This window comes from Sphingorhabdus rigui, assembly GCF_014196595.1.
Taxonomy (GTDB): domain Bacteria; phylum Pseudomonadota; class Alphaproteobacteria; order Sphingomonadales; family Sphingomonadaceae; genus Sphingorhabdus_B; species Sphingorhabdus_B rigui.
In genome coordinates, this window is record NZ_JACIEA010000001.1 from 959,736 (window position 1) to 974,702 (window position 14,967).

14 protein-coding genes are annotated in these 14,967 nt (G+C 56.9%); 8 read left to right on the top strand and 6 right to left on the bottom strand.

Annotated elements, in window-relative coordinates; genetic code table 11:
* The first annotated feature begins 1 nt into the window (after nt 1).
* The 4 genes from recN to phhA all read left to right on the top strand — a co-directional run bounded on the left by recN (nt 2) and on the right by phhA (nt 5,239).
* A complete protein-coding gene (gene recN, locus GGR91_RS04480) occupies nt 2-1,657 on the top strand; it encodes a DNA repair protein RecN (protein WP_183940463.1) in 1,656 nt (551 codons plus the stop codon).
* The gene (locus GGR91_RS04485; RefSeq protein ID WP_183940465.1) at nt 1,654-2,217 is read left to right on the top strand and encodes a hypothetical protein; all 564 of its coding nucleotides are present in this window, start codon (nt 1,654-1,656) and stop codon (nt 2,215-2,217) included. The genes recN and GGR91_RS04485 overlap by 4 nt, the downstream gene beginning before the upstream one ends.
* A gap of 26 nt (nt 2,218-2,243) precedes the next feature.
* A complete protein-coding gene (gene ligA / locus GGR91_RS04490) occupies nt 2,244-4,259 on the top strand; it encodes an NAD-dependent DNA ligase LigA (RefSeq protein ID WP_183941552.1) in 2,016 nt (671 codons plus the stop codon).
* 83 nt (nt 4,260-4,342) lie between these two features.
* A complete protein-coding gene (gene phhA, locus GGR91_RS04495; RefSeq protein WP_183940467.1) occupies nt 4,343-5,239 on the top strand; it encodes a phenylalanine 4-monooxygenase in 897 nt (298 codons plus the stop codon).
* On the opposite strand, the gene GGR91_RS04500 is transcribed toward phhA, so the two are convergent.
* Genes GGR91_RS04500 through GGR91_RS04515 form a run of 4 tightly spaced genes read right to left on the bottom strand, consistent with a single transcriptional unit; the run spans nt 5,209 to nt 9,131 of the window.
* Complete coding sequence (locus tag GGR91_RS04500) at nt 5,209-6,183, bottom strand: 50S ribosomal protein L11 methyltransferase (RefSeq protein ID WP_183940470.1); 975 nt, start codon at nt 6,181-6,183, stop codon at nt 5,209-5,211. The genes phhA and GGR91_RS04500 overlap by 31 nt on opposite strands.
* Nucleotides 6,180-7,067 carry a subclass B3 metallo-beta-lactamase gene (gene bla, locus GGR91_RS04505; protein ID WP_183940472.1) on the bottom strand — a complete coding sequence of 296 codons (888 nt, stop codon included), beginning with the start codon at nt 7,065-7,067 and terminating at the stop codon, nt 6,180-6,182. Before bla ends, GGR91_RS04500 begins: the two co-directional genes overlap by 4 nt.
* Nucleotides 7,057-7,749: an SDR family NAD(P)-dependent oxidoreductase gene (locus GGR91_RS04510; RefSeq protein WP_183940475.1), complete on the bottom strand. Its 693-nt coding sequence runs from the start codon at nt 7,747-7,749 to the stop codon at nt 7,057-7,059. The genes bla and GGR91_RS04510 overlap by 11 nt, the downstream gene beginning before the upstream one ends.
* A gap of 41 nt (nt 7,750-7,790) precedes the next feature.
* Nucleotides 7,791-9,131 (bottom strand): methyl-accepting chemotaxis protein, encoded by a 1,341-nt coding sequence (locus tag GGR91_RS04515; protein WP_183940477.1) that lies wholly within the window; start codon nt 9,129-9,131, stop codon nt 7,791-7,793.
* A gap of 230 nt (nt 9,132-9,361) precedes the next feature.
* On the opposite strand from GGR91_RS04515, the gene sdhC reads away from it, so the two are divergent.
* From sdhC to sdhA, 3 genes are read left to right on the top strand one after another with little or no spacing between them, the layout of a single operon-like run.
* Nucleotides 9,362-9,820: a succinate dehydrogenase, cytochrome b556 subunit gene (sdhC, locus tag GGR91_RS04520; protein WP_246337046.1), complete on the top strand. Its 459-nt coding sequence runs from the start codon at nt 9,362-9,364 to the stop codon at nt 9,818-9,820.
* Nucleotides 9,821-9,822: 2 nt separating this feature from the next.
* Nucleotides 9,823-10,212, top strand: a complete 390-nt coding sequence (gene sdhD / locus GGR91_RS04525; protein ID WP_183941554.1) for a succinate dehydrogenase, hydrophobic membrane anchor protein — start codon at nt 9,823-9,825, stop codon at nt 10,210-10,212.
* The gene (gene sdhA / locus GGR91_RS04530; RefSeq protein WP_183940479.1) at nt 10,212-12,014 is read left to right on the top strand and encodes a succinate dehydrogenase flavoprotein subunit; all 1,803 of its coding nucleotides are present in this window, start codon (nt 10,212-10,214) and stop codon (nt 12,012-12,014) included. Before sdhD ends, sdhA begins: the two co-directional genes overlap by 1 nt.
* On the opposite strand, the gene GGR91_RS04535 is transcribed toward sdhA, so the two are convergent.
* Nucleotides 11,989-12,996, bottom strand: coding sequence for an LLM class flavin-dependent oxidoreductase (locus GGR91_RS04535; RefSeq protein WP_183940481.1), 1,008 nt, complete (start codon nt 12,994-12,996; stop codon nt 11,989-11,991). The two genes, sdhA and GGR91_RS04535, sit on opposite strands and share 26 nt — an antisense overlap.
* Before the next feature lie 9 nt (nt 12,997-13,005).
* Between GGR91_RS04535 and GGR91_RS04540 the strand changes: the two genes are divergently transcribed.
* On the top strand, nt 13,006-13,686 hold the full coding sequence (locus tag GGR91_RS04540; RefSeq protein ID WP_221204215.1) for a LysE family translocator: 681 nt from the start codon (nt 13,006-13,008) through the stop codon (nt 13,684-13,686).
* Nucleotides 13,687-13,723: 37 nt separating this feature from the next.
* On the opposite strand, the gene GGR91_RS04545 is transcribed toward GGR91_RS04540, so the two are convergent.
* Nucleotides 13,724-14,872, bottom strand: coding sequence for an alpha-hydroxy acid oxidase (locus GGR91_RS04545; protein WP_183940483.1), 1,149 nt, complete (start codon nt 14,870-14,872; stop codon nt 13,724-13,726).
* Nucleotides 14,873-14,967: the final 95 nt, after the last annotated feature.

Consider the following 14,967-nt stretch of genomic DNA (forward strand, 5'->3'; position numbering starts at 1 on the left):
CATGCTAACGGGGCTGTCGATCCGCGATGTGGTGCTGATCGAGGCGCTAGACCTTGAATTTGCAAACGGCCTTGGTGTGTTAACCGGGGAGACGGGCGCTGGTAAGTCTATCTTGCTGGACGCTCTGGGCCTTGCACTGGGTGCGCGTGCCGATAGCGGCCTGGTGCGTGCAGGCGCTGATAAAGCGCAAGTGACAGCAAGCTTTGATGCGCCAGCCAATGTGGTCGCGTTGCTTGGCGAAAATGACATTGAAATTGGCGTAGGCGAACCGCTGCTGATCCGCCGTTCGGTCAAGGCCGATGGTGGAAGTAAGGCCTTCATAAATGATCAGCCATGCTCCGCGGCTTTGTTGCGCGATGTCGGCGCATCTTTGGTTGAAATACACGGACAGCATGATGATCGCGGTTTGTTAAATCCGCGCGGACACCGGGCGCTGCTTGACGCCTTTGGTCGATGCGACACCGCAACAGTCGCGGCCAATTTTACGTCATGGCATGAGGCGAAAGTGCGGCTTGATATCGCACGCGAAGCTCTGGAAAATGCGGCGCGCGATCAAGAGTGGCTTGAACATGCGGTGGCTGAACTTGCTGCCTTTAATCCGCAACCGGGCGAGGAAGAGGAACTGGCTGGTGAGCGGTCGGACATGCAAAAGGGCGAACGTATCGCCGAAGATTTGAAGGCTGTGCTCGAAAGCTTTGACGGCCCCAAAAGCGGCCTCGCGCTTATCCGGTCTGCGGCACGCAAGCTTGACCGCTTGGCGGACGCGCATCCATTGCTGGCAGAAGCGCTGACATCACTTGACCGTGCCGTGATTGAGGCAAGCGAAGCTGAGGACAAATTGAATGCGGCTGCGCGGGCGATTGAATATGAACCAGCACGTCTCGATGAAATTGAGGAGCGCCTGTTCGAATTGCGCGCGCTGGCCCGTAAGCACAATGTCGCACCGGACGGCATCATTGCCCTGCAGGAGCGTCTGACGGCGCAGCTTCAGTCCATTGAGGCAGGGGGCGAGGGGCTCGCTCTGTTAGAGGCTGAGGTCGCTGCAAAGCACGCGGCCTATGTCACGTCCGCCACGGCACTGTCGGAGACGCGGCGCGCGTCAGCAGCGAAGCTCGATGCCGCGGTTAAGGTGGAATTGGCGCCGTTAAAGCTGGATGCCGCACAGTTCCGAACATCTGTCGAGCAGCTTCCCGAAGAGCGCTGGGCCGCGTCGGGCATGGACCGCGTCGAGTTTTTGATTTCGACAAATCCCGGCGCGCCATTTGCGCCGCTGGCCAAAATCGCATCGGGCGGCGAACTGTCCCGCTTCATCCTCGCGCTGAAAGTCGCGTTGGCGGAAGAGGGCGGGGCCGCGACGATTATCTTTGATGAAATCGACCGCGGCGTCGGCGGCGCGGTGGCGGCTGCCATTGGTGAGCGGCTTGCGCGCTTGGCCCAACATACGCAGTTGCTGGCGGTCACGCACAGTCCGCAGGTCGCGGCCAAAGGCAAGGCGCATTACTTCATCGCCAAATCCAGCCAAGGGACGGTGACGCGCACGGGCGTCGTCTTGCTGGATCATGAAGCGCGCAGCCAAGAAATCGCCCGGATGCTTTCGGGCGCGGAAGTGACGGACGAAGCGCGCGCGCAAGCAAAACGCCTTTTGGAGGTTGTGTGAAGAAAATAGGTTTGATTTTGGCGTTGTCGCTGACTGGCTGCACGACCACGGAACCCGCTGCCCTGCCGGCCGACGGATTTTTTCGTGAACTTTCCGCGCTGTGCGGCAAGTCATTTGAAGGCAAATTGGCGGCGGGCGACGACAGCGACGCTAGCTTTAATTCCGCCAAGATGCATGCGCACGTCCGCGAATGTTCATCGCGCGAAGTTCGGATCGCATTTGATGTTGGCGAAGATAAATCGCGCACATGGATTATCAGCAGGACAGACACCGGCCTGCGCTTGAAACATCGCCATATGCTAAAGGATGGGACCGAAGACCCTGTATCCCAATATGGCGGCGATACCGTGACGTCTGGCAGCGTCATGCGGCAAGAATTTCCTGTGGATGCTTTTTCCAAAGACATGTTCACCAAAGAAGGCCGTACTGTATCAAATGCCAATGTCTGGGCGTTTGAAGTCATGCCACGACAAGTCCTGACATATGAACTGGCAAGGCCGGGGCGGTTGTTTCGGGTTTCATTTGACCTGACAAAGCCAGTTTCTGGAGCCGGTGAGTGACAGAAGCAGACGCTGCCAATGAGCTTATGCGGTTGGCGAAACAGATTGCCTATCACAACAAGCGCTACCATGCCGAAGACACGCCCGAGATCTCGGACGCGGAATATGATGCGTTGGTGCGGCGCAATAATGAGTTAGAGGCCGCTTTCCCGCATCTCGTGCGCGCCGATAGCCCCAATAAATTGGTTGGCGCGGCTGTAGACGGTTCGGGGCTTAAGAAAATCACGCATGCCAAGCGTATGATGAGCCTCGACAATGCGTTTGAGGCGCAGGATGTCCATGATTTTGTGGCGCGTGTCCGGCGCTTTCTAAACCTCGGCCCCGATGCGGATGTTGCGTTGACGGCGGAGGACAAGATTGACGGCCTTTCGTTGTCGTTGCGTTATGAAAAAGGGCATCTGATTCAGGCCGCAACACGCGGCGACGGCAGCGTCGGGGAGGATGTGACCGCCAATGTCGCCTATATCCCTGACATTCCGCAGCAGTTGCACGGTGATGTGCCCGATATCTTCGAGATACGCGGCGAAGTCTATATGGCCAAGTCTGACTTTGCGGCGATAAACGAAGCGCAAAAGGCGAAGGATGGGAAGCTGTTCGCCAACCCGCGCAATGCGGCGGCGGGATCATTGCGGCAGAAAGATGCCAAGGTTACCGCGTCGCGGCCATTGCGGTTCTTTGCGCATGGATGGGGTGAAGTCAGTGGCTTGCCGGCCGAGACGCAAAGCGGCGTGATGGCGGCCATCGCCGCGTGGGGCGTGCCGGTTTCACCATTGCTCGTCCGCGTGCCGCATAGCGATGATGCGCTGGCCCATTATGCCAGTATCGAACGTCAGCGGGCGGATTTACCCTATGATATTGACGGCGTTGTCTACAAGGTTGACCGGCTTGAATGGCAGGAACGGCTTGGCTTTGTCGCAAAATCCCCGCGCTGGGCGATTGCGCATAAATTTCCCGCTGAACAGGCTGAAACAACGCTTGAGCTTATCGATATTCAGGTCGGACGAACGGGCAAGTTGACGCCCGTGGGTCGCCTGACCCCAGTGACGGTGGGCGGCGTCGTGGTCTCCAACGTAACCCTGCACAACCGCGATGAAATTGCCCGATTGGGTGTGCGCCCCGGGGATCGCATTGTTGTGCAAAGGGCAGGGGACGTTATTCCCCAGATCGTCGAAAACCTGACGCGCGATGCAGAACGCGCGCCTTATACATTTCCGTCGCAATGCCCCGAATGCGGTTCCGAAGCCGTCGCCGAAGAGGGCGAAGTCGATGTGCGTTGCACGGGCGGACTGATTTGCCCCGCCCAGCGCGTCCAGCGGCTGATTCACTTTGTCAGCCGTGGTGCGCTGGATATTGAGGGGCTTGGCGAGAAAACCATTCAAGAGTTTTTCGATTTGGGATGGCTCGAAAGTCCGGCAGATATTTTCCGGTTGAAGGCCCGCCGCGCAGATATTTTATCGCGCGATGGATGGCAGGATAAGTCTGTGGATAACCTGTTGGCAGCGATTGAGGCGAAGCGCGCGCCCGATGGCGCCAAATTGCTCTTTGGCCTCGGGATTCGCCATATTGGTGCGGTCACTGCGCGCGATCTGTTTAAGGCTTTTGGGACGGTACAAGAGGTCGGGAACGTCGGGCTACGTTTGGCGCAGGGTGATGAAGCGGCTGTCGCAGACATTACCGCGATTGACGGCGTTGGCGGCGCGGTTGCCGAGGCACTTGGCGATTTCTTCCACGAACCGCACAATAGGTCGGTGTGGAATGATCTTTTGAGCGAAATCGCGCCGCCCGCTTATGTTTCAAATGTCCGTGAAAGCGCGTGGACGGGCAAAACCATCGTGTTCACTGGAAAGCTTGAAACCATGAGCCGGGATGAGGCGAAGGCCCAAGCGGAAGCACTTGGCGCAAAATCTGCTGGATCGGTGAGTGCAAAGACCGACTTGGTCGTGGCTGGCCCGGGCGCAGGATCGAAGCTGAAACAGGCCACGGCCCTTGGCATTCAAGTCATTGATGAGGCCGAATGGGCCCGCATTGTGGCGGAGGCTTAGCGGGGACTAGCAAGGCCTTGTAGCCTGATGAGATCGCGACCAACGCGGTTGATGCAAAACAGTTTCAAGTGTAACCAATTGCCATGGATAGCTCGAGCCATGTTTATGACGCGCCGCCTGCCGGCGCAAATGCCGATTGGACCGTGCCCCAGAATTGGGACGCCTTTGGCGCTGATGACCATGCGATGTGGGACCGGCTTTTTGCGCGCCAAACCGCGATGCTACCGGGCCGTGCGGCGGACGCGTTTCTGCGCGGGATCGACGTTCTAAAGCTAACACGCCCCGGTATTCCGGATTATCGCGAATTGAACGCGCGTTTGATGGCGGCCACCGGTTGGCAAATCGTTGCCGTGCCGGGCTTGGTTCCCGACGACGTGTTTTTTGACCATCTCGCCAATCGCCGTTTTCCGGCAGGCAATTTTATCCGGACGCCGGAGCAGCTGGATTATCTGCAAGAGCCAGATATTTTCCATGATGTGTTCGGGCATGTGCCCATGTTGGCTGACCCCGTATTCGCCGATTATATGGTGGCTTATGGCAAGGGCGGATTGCGCTCGCTCGGTTTTGGGGCGCTTGACCATCTCGCGCGGCTATATTGGTATACGGTGGAGTTCGGCCTTATTCAGCAGGCCGATGGCTTGCGGATTTACGGCGCGGGAATTGTTTCAAGCTATGCAGAGAGCATTTTTGCGCTGGAGGACCCAAGTCCCAACCGGATCGCATTCGACCTGCTGCGCGTGATGCGTAGCCATTACCGCATTGATGATTTTCAGCAGAACTATTTTGTGGTCTCGAGCATGGAACAGTTGCTTCAGGTGACCGTCGAGACCGATTTCGCGCCATTGTACGAGCGGCTTGAATCATTGCCCGACATATTGGTTGGCGAAACCATTGCCGAAGATGCGCTTGTCACCAAGGGTACGCAGGAATATGTGAAGGGTGCCAGCCGTTACCAGGTTCCAAAGTCACCCGGCGGCTGACTGGTGCGGCCTGACGCGCGCAGCGGTCGTTTCCAGCCATAATTGCGGCGCTTGACGAGCCACAGGCATGGCCAATCGCCCATATCCTTGCGTTTTTGCAGTCGAAAACCGTGCAGGCGATATGCGCGCGTGACGGCTTCTGCCTGTGTATTCAGCAAGCCTGCCAATATCAGCGAGCCACCTTCGCGCAATATCGCCGATAGCGACGGCGCAAGCTCGATTAACGGGCCCGCCAAAATATTGGCGATGACCAAGTCATAAGGTGCGCGGGCGGTGATAAGGTCGTGCGCTGTCCCCGCGGCAACACACAACGCCAACTGGCCCTGCGCAACGCCGCAAGGGACGTTGTTGACCACGGCATTGGCCGCAGTGACATCAATGCTGACGGGGTCGATATCCGATGCCGTCAAATATGCTTTCGGCCACAGCACATGGGCGGCAAAAGCCAGCAGGCCAGTGCCGGTCCCGATGTCGGCAATCAGGTCAAAGCGTTTGCCGGCACGTTTCATTCGGTCGAGCATATCAAGACAGCCGCTGGTCGTTTCATGTCCGCCCGTGCCAAAGGCGCGGCTAGCCTCGATTTGGAACGGGGTTGCGCCGAAAGGCACTGTGCCTTTGTTGGCCATTGTATGGACGTAAAAGCGCCCGGCATGCACCGGCTGAAGCCCTTGTTGGCTCATCACGACCCAATCGGCGTCGGGAAGTTCTTCAACCACCGCCTTTGCGTTGACGGCGCTGGGCAAGCGGATTTGGATGGCGGCGATCACCTGAGCGTTTGGCTTCTCGTTAAAATAGGCTTCAAGCCGCCATTTTTCGTCATTGAAGGCTTCGACTTCGTCCGCAACGATTGTCGGCATGGGTTCCAATGCGGCCAACCACTCATCGTCATTGTGCAGCTCTTCCGCTTCATTGCGGGTGCAGGGCAGGGTAACCTTCCAGTTCATTGTACTGCTTCTTTGGCTAACCGGGCGTCAAGCCGCTCCATGGCTGCTTTCGCATAATTTGCACAGCCTGCAGGGTCGGCGAGAGGTTCCTTGCCCGAAATGCGGTCAAAGAAACGCGATTGCGCGGGGTGCGGGGCAATCAGGACGTCGCATGGTTGTAGCTCAGATACCCGTTTCATGGTCGCCCTTAACACCGCGACATATTCTGGGTGGTCCGTAAATCGGTACGCATCACCAGACACAGCGCCAAGGCTGTCGGCGAAAACAAATTGATGACAGGTCGCACCCTCACATGATTTCCAGGTCCAACTGGTTCCACCCGGGGAATGGCCGGGCGTGGCGATGGCGGTCATTTTTATCGGGCCAAGGGTGATGGTTTCGCCGTCGCGGACGATTTGGTCGACCTTCATGCCCACAAAGGGCGGCAATATTGCCAATTGCGGGTCCGTTGGATCCGAAATACCCGTTTCCAGACTTTTGCGCGCTTCCGCTCGCGCCAGCATGCGGGCACCGGTAATGCTCTTTAGCGCGGCAAGCCCGCCAACATGATCATAATGTTCATGACTGCTGACCAGATATTTTACATCGGTCGGTTGGAAACCAAGGTCGCGGATATTGTCGGCAATGAATGGGGCAGCTTCGGCGGTCGCGCCGTCGATGAGGATATGACCTTTGGGTGACGTGACGAGCAAAGACACGATGCCACATGTGCCCACCATATACACATTCGCGAAAACATGTGCGGGCGGGGTAGGGTCGCTCCAGCCGTCACGGCCGTGGCACTGTGATGCGAGTGTGGCTCCGCTGCTAAGGGGTTTGACCGTTGGCAGCGGCGCGCAGGCCGTCAGTGCCAATGCCAATAGGGCGCCAAGCTTAGCGTACATAGCTCGCGCCATTTATATCCAATACCGCACCGGTCATCGAAGGCGGCGCATCCAGTGCACAGAATTTCACCATCGCCGCGACCTCTTCGGGATCAGCGACCTTGCCGAGCGGAATATCGGCGAGCAGCTTATCGCCGCCGCGGCTTGCGAGATAATCGTCCGCCATGCCGGTCATGGTAAATCCAGGGCATATGGCAAAGGCATAGATTTTTTGCGCAGCGTAAGCGCGGGCAATCGTCTTGGTCATTGCGACCATGCCGGCCTTTGATGCCGCATAATGCCAATGGGCTGGACTATCCCCGCGATGCGCGGCGCGGCTGGCGATGTTGATGATCCTGCCGCTCGCGTTCGATACTTGCCAATGCAGGACGGCGCGGCGGCACAAGTCCGCACTGGCCGTCAGGTTGATCTGCATGGTCCGGTTCCAATTGGCGAGCCATTCCTCGTCCGAGGCCGAAATCGGGTTTTGCTCAAATATCCCGGCATTGTTGATCAACACATCCACACGACCGTCCAGGCGATCAAGCGCTTGCGCCCACAGCCGTTTTGGCGTGGCGGGATCGCTAAGATCACCATCCTTGCTGGACAGTGCCAGCACATTAGTCGTTGCAGGGTCAAAGCTGGCGGCTGCAGCAGCGCCGATGCCGCGTGATGCGCCGGTGATAAGGATATGGGTTTTCATCCGCGCTGCTTTTCACAGCGCCGACAAAATTTCAACCGAAGTTATCGGATGAGGTTTCCAACAAATCGCGTGGCATTGGCTTGAAGCGATGAGATTTTCTCATTTACTTCGCTAAATCCGCCCTCAAGCTGCATGATTTCCGACACCACATTTTCCGTATCGCTGCGGATGGCAGAGATGGTGTTCGACATTAAATCGGCCGCCAGCGCGGTTTCATCAACGGATGCGGTAATCATTGTAACCGTTTGTGCTTGGTCCTCCATCGCCCGCCGGATGCGCTCGGCAGACATGCGCACTTCGTCAACGGTTTCGCGGATGGATGCGTTCGATTCAACCGACGCCTTGGTCGCACTTTGAATGGATGAAATCTTCTGCGCAATTTCGTCGGTTGCCTGCGCTGTTTGATTTGCGAGACTTTTCACTTCCTGTGCGACCACGGCGAAACCGCGGCCCGCATCGCCTGCGCGCGCGGCTTCGATTGTGGCGTTCAACGCCAGCAAGTTGGTTTGCCCGGCGATGTCGCGGATAAGCCCCAATATAGACTCAATGGATTGGGATTGTTCGGACAGTGTATCGGTCGCGACGGCACCCTTCGTTGCCACGGCGGCGGCGCGGTTTGCAACGTCGGCGGCGGTCTCCACTTCTGTTCGTGCATCTTCAATTGCGCGGATGAGGCCTGCGGCCGTCTGGGCTGCTTCGCGCATGGCGACCGCCGATTGTTCAGACGCTGCAGCAACTTCGGATGCCTTGGACAGCATGCCGACCGCCATTTGCGAGCTGCTCGCGGCTTGTTGGCGCAATACGGCGGTGCGGTCTGCAACGTCATGTGCAGCAATGCCAATGTCTGATTCAAACTGCGCCGATTGTTCGCGGCGGCGTGTCACGTTCTGATTGGCGCGATATGACGTATAGCACATCGCCATGATGGACAGTTCCAGACCGGTTGCCGTCAGAACGGCCGCTGCCAGATCCTGATAATCTTCCTGTTCAAAGCCATATATTTCACCAAGCAATTTTAGCGTGAAGCTGTTGACGCGGGTGGACGCTGCATTAACATTCTCGAGTGGAATGCCGCGTTGGCACGAATCCATGATCTGACGGGTGAGAAACTTTGACCATTCAGCGCCTTCGATATCGCTAAGGCGCTTCTCAATAAAGGCCGCTGTTTTGACCCGGGCTTTTTCAACATTTTCGGAATCCTGCATTTCAGGAAACTTGCCCATGTTGATCCAATAATCCCAATAATAGCTGCTAATGTCATATAGCCGGTCTTTTAACAGCTCACCGACTTTGCGGCAGCGGGGCGCAAAGCTTTTGTCTTCGACAAACACATCAATAATCGCCTGAACGTCCGATGGTTCAATGTCCCGTTTCTCTGCCATACTCGCATTCCTGTGTCATGGTCTTCCGCAATGCGGACCGATTTCACATGTTTAAGCGGCAAATGGTTAATAGGCGGTTATTGCTCAACGCCTCCGATGCTCTTGCGCAGATTTTGTGTAAAGTTGTGATTGAACAAATCCATCATCTCAATGCGTGATTCTGACCGTGCAGGCCTTGCGCCACGCCATTAAACGATTAAAGAGCGACGCTTAATACAGGCCGCGCTTAAATGAAGGACGCTGAAATCATGGCGAAAAACCCGAACCGCCCGTTATCACCGCATTTGCAGGTGTATCGCTGGTCACCGCAGATGGCGATTTCGATTTTCCACCGCGCAACAGGATTCATTCTCGCGACGGTAGGAATGATCACCTTGCTTTGGTGGTTGTCGGCGATTGGTGGTGGCGCGGAAAGCTATGCGACCTTCCAAAAATATGTTGTCTCCGCAGGCGAAAGCGCAACCGGGTTTGAAACGGCCGTCAACTGGTTCTTCCGGCTTTTGGGCCTTGCTGTTACCTTCAGCTTTTTCCAGCATCTCGCCTCGGGCATTCGCCACCTCGTTTTGGATATTGGCGCTGGTTACGAATTGAAGACGAACCGGACCTGGGCTTCGGCTGCATTCATTGCGGCCTTTTTTGCAACTGCATTCGTTGTCCTGTTTGTGGCATCGCGCTTTCTTGGAGTTTGATGATGGACAGTAGAACATATATCGGGCGCGTGCGCGGGCTGGGTTCAGCAAAGCATGGCGGCGAACATTGGTTGAAACAGCGCCTGACCGCGATTGGCAATATCTCGCTGACCACGTGGCTCGTCGTCTCACTGCTTCTCATGCCGAATTTTGATCAAGCAACTTTGGCGCAATGGCTGGCTCAGCCAACGGTTGCGGTCCCGATGATATTGATGATCGTCAACATTTTTTCGCACGCGCGCCTTGGTCTTCAGGTTTTGATTGAAGATTATGTGCATGACGAAGGATTGAAGTTTGGCGCAATGGCGCTTCTCAACTTCTATGTCGTCGCGAGCGCCGTGTTCGGCATTTTCGTCGTAGCAAAATTAGCATTTACCGGAGCATCCGCCTGATGTCAGACGCTTACAAGATTATCGACCATACCTATGACACGGTTGTTGTTGGAGCCGGCGGCTCTGGCTTGCGCGCCACGATGGGCAGCGCTGAAGCTGGTTTGAAAACAGCCTGTATCACCAAGGTTTTCCCTACCCGTTCGCATACTGTTGCGGCACAGGGCGGCATTGCGGCGTCGCTTGGCAACAACTCGCCGGACCATTGGACCTGGCACATGTACGACACCGTAAAGGGGTCGGACTGGTTGGGTGACCAAGACGCGATCGAATATATGGTGCGTGAAGCGCCAGCTGCGGTGTATGAGCTTGAGCATGCTGGCGTTCCATTTAGCCGCAATGCCGACGGCACAATTTATCAGCGCCCCTTTGGTGGCCACATGCAGAATATGGGCGAAGGCCCCCCCGTTCAGCGTACGGCCGCAGCGGCCGACCGCACCGGTCACGCCATGTTGCACAGCCTGTATCAGCAGAGCCTGAAATATGACGCGGATTTCTTCATTGAGTATTTCGCACTCGATCTGATTATGGAAAATGGCGAATGCCGCGGCGTTATCGCCATGTGCATGGAAGATGGCACCATTCACCGTTTCAAGAGCCATGCCGTCGTGCTGGCAACTGGCGGATATGGCCGTGCGTATTTCTCCGCAACTTCGGCGCATACCTGCACCGGTGACGGTGGCGGCATGGTGCTGCGCGCCGGGCTTCCGCTTCAGGATATGGAATTCGTGCAATTCCACCCCACCGGCATTTACGGCGCTGGCGTGCTGATTACCGAAGGTGCACGCGGCGAGGGCGGATATCTGACCAACAGCGAAGGTGAGCGCTTCATGGAGCGTTATGCACCGTCGGCTAAGGACTTGGCATCACGCGACGTTGTCAGCCGTTCGATGGCACTTGAAATGCGCGAAGGCCGCGGTGTCGGCCCGCATAAGGACCATATCTACCTACATCTCGACCATATCGATCCCAAGGTTTTGGCGCAGCGTCTGCCCGGCATTACCGAAAGCGGAAAGATTTTCGCTGGCGTCGATCTGACACGCCAACCGCTGCCAGTGACACCAACGGTGCACTACAATATGGGCGGAATTCCCTGCAATTATCATGGTCAGGTGGTCACTAAGGTTGGTGATGATCCTGAAGTCATCGTACCGGGCCTTTACGCGGTTGGCGAAGCAGCATGTGTTTCGGTGCATGGTGCGAACCGGCTTGGATCAAACTCGTTGATCGACTTGGTCGTATTCGGACGGGCAACGGGCTTGCATTTGAAATCGTCATTGACGCCCGGTGCACCGCACAAGGCGCTGCCGAAAGATGCCGCCGATTTGGCGCTGACCCGCGTCGACAAGTTCCGTGCAGCAAAGGGCGGTTCGCCGACTGCGGACATTCGTCTACAAATGCAGCGGACAATGCAAAAGCACGCTGCGGTGTTCCGCGACACAGCACTGCTGGCCGAAGGCGTTACCGAGATGCAAAAGGTCAATCAGCGTCTCGCCGACGTGCACGTCACCGACCGCAGCATGATTTGGAACACCGACCTCATCGAAACGCTGGAGCTCGACAATTTGATGGCGCAGGCCGTCTGCACCATTGAAAGCGCCAACAACCGCAAGGAAAGCCGCGGCGCGCATGCGCATGAGGATTATCCAGAGCGCGATGACGCAAATTGGATGAAGCACACCGCTTCATGGTTTGAAGGTTGGGGCGGTTCCGGCGGCGCGGTGAAAATCGACTACCGCCCAGTGCATGATTATACGCTGACCGACGAGGCAGAGTATATCAAGCCGAAGCCACGCGTTTACTAAGCTCCGCGAAAACGGAGGCTGTTATATCCAGGCTCCGTTTTCGTTTTTCATGATCGAAAACCGAACCGGCGACGATGATTTCGTCTGCTTGCGTGCGCGCCAAAAACGCTTTGACGCCCGCCTTCACAGTGTCAACGGAGCCGATGGCGCTGGCCGATAATATGTCGTTCAACGCTGACGTAAATTGCGGCGGCAGTGACGCCACATAGCCTTCGACCGGCGGCGGCATTTGGCGCGGGTTGCCGGTGCGTAAGGCGATGAAGCTTTGCATGAGCGAGCTCGCCAAAAACTCGGCTTCCGCATCGGTTTCGCCTGCGATAATGTTGAATGCGGCCATCGCATAGGGCTTGTCCAATATAGCGCTTGGCCGGAAATGGCTGCGGTAGATGTGCAAGGCTTCGTCGAGCATTTGCGGCGCAAAATGGCTGGCGAACGCGAAGGGAAGGCCGAGCGCAGCGGCCACTTGCGCGCCGTAGAGGCTGCTGCCCAATATATAGAGCTGCACATTCGCGCCCGCGCCGGGTGTCGCGACGATGCCGGTTTTGCCGTCATCGGCGAAATAGCTTTGTAGTTCCATCACATCGCGCGGGAACGCGTTCGGGTCGCTGTCGAGCGTGCGACGTATTGCTGCGGCAACGCGTTGGTCGCTGCCGGGCGCACGGCCCAATCCAAGGTCGATCCTGCCTGGGTAAAGCGCGTCCAAGGTGCCAAATTGTTCGGCAATGACTAAAGGCGCATGGTTGGGCAACATGATGCCGCCTGAACCAACGCGGATGGATTTGGTCGCTGCGGCAATATGCCCGATGACGACGCTGGTGGCCGCGCTGGCGATGCCGCGCATCCCATGATGTTCGGCAACCCAATAGCGGCTGAAGCCCAGACTTTCGGCGTGGGCCGCAAGGTCTGCGGCATTGGCGAGCGCGCCAGCCACTGAGCCACCTTCGACAACGGGAACAAGGTCAAGCAAAGAGTAATTGGTCATGAACCCTAAATGGGTGTGTTGACGCGTAATGCCAAGCGCAATCGACTATCGGGTGAAGGCGTGTATAAAATGCGGATGATCACCGCGCTGTTCCTTCCCTTTATTATCACCACAATGCTGATTGAACTGACCCCAGGACCGAACATGGCATGGCTTGCATTGACCAGCGCGACGCAAGGGAAGCGGTCGGGTTTCGCTGCGGTCGCGGGAATTGCAACGGGCCTTGCGATTCTTGCGTTGGCTTCGGCAATGGGGCTTGCCGCGCTCGCAGCCCGTTCACCTTTTGCCTTTAGTTTGCTGCGCTACGCAGGTGCGGCCTATTTGCTCTGGCTGGCATGGCAAACATGGGTTGGGGAGCAAGAAGTTGCGACCGGTGAAATAGACACGACGGCCATGGCAGCATGGTTCCGCCATGGCTTGCTGCTAAACTTACTGAACCCAAAGGCCGCGGTGTTTTTTGTCACGGTCCTGCCAGCCTATATCGTAACCAATGCACCGATTGCGCCACAAACCATTCTGCTGTCGGCATGCTATGTTGCCATTGCAACAGCGATGCACCTCGTCATCGTTGCATTGGCGGCGCAAGCGCATGGATGGATGACTGTGGGCAACCGCCGGAACCAAGTGCGCCGCATATTTGCGGTTCTATTGGCGATGGTCGCAATCTGGTTCTTGGTGAGCACCGCCTAACGCTGTTTTCCTGACGTTGCAGGGGCGCGCAAAAGCCTTAGCGATAGCGCAACATAGAGCGGTTAAGCTCCGCGACGGATTTGACACCCATCAACCGCATGTCCCGATCAATTTCGTCGCGCAATTTGCCAACGATACGTTCAACACCCGGTTGGCCGGCTGCGGCCAATGCGTACAGATACAGCCGCCCGCCTGAGCATGCTGTGGCGCCTGCTGCCAGCGCCTTTAATACATGGCTGCCGCGCTGCACGCCGCCGTCGCAGATGATGTCGATTTTACCGCCAACGGCGTCGGCGATTTCGGAAATCTGGTCGAATGGCGACCGCGACCCGTCCAATTGCCGCCCGCCATGGTTGGACACCATGATCGCCGTCGCGCCTATGTCGACAGCCCGCTTTGCATCATCAACGGACATGATACCCTTTAAGCAGAATTCGCCGCCCCAGTCGGACCGGACTTTCTCCGCCATTTTCCAATCCATCGACGTGTCGAGCATAGTATTGAAATATTCGGCCACAGACACCGCGACATTGGTGCCGGCGTCAACATGTGTCTGCAGATTGGGAAGCGCGAATTTCTCCCGGAACATATAGTTCAGCGCCCATGATGGATGGATCGCGTAGCTCAGCACCGATGCAGGCGTGAAGCGTGGGGGTGAGGTGAACCCACTGCGCAGGCAGCGTTCCCGGTTGCCCGATACGATCGTATCGACGGTCAACGCGATGGCATCAAATTTCGCGGCTTTACAGCGTTCGATCATCGACGCGTTCAGGCCTTTGTCTTTGTGGATATAGAGCTGAAACAGCTTGGGCGTCTTGATGCGTTCGCCGACTTCCTCGATGCTGACCGTGGCAAGCGAAGAAATGCCGAACCATGTGTTAAACTGCTGCGCCACAGCGGCAACGGCGCGTTCACCTTGCCAATGGAATAAGCGTTGCAACGCGGTCGGCGATAGCATGAGCGGCATGGCAATGTCTTTGCCCATGACACGCACTTTTGTGTCGATATCTGAAACGCCCGCGAGCACATTGGGCACAAGGTCGCAGTCGTCGAACGCCGAACTGTTGCGACCTTTCGTCCGCTCATCATCGGCTGCGCCGTCGATATAGTTGAAGATAGGTGACGGCAGGCGCGACTTCGCCAGCTGGCGAAAATCGGCGACATTATGACAATCATTCAAACGCATGCAGCGCTTATGACAGGCCTTTTAGATAATTGCACCTATTTGGTCTTGGCATTCTGCCATATTGTCCTGCACCAACATTGCGTTTAGCGATGTAT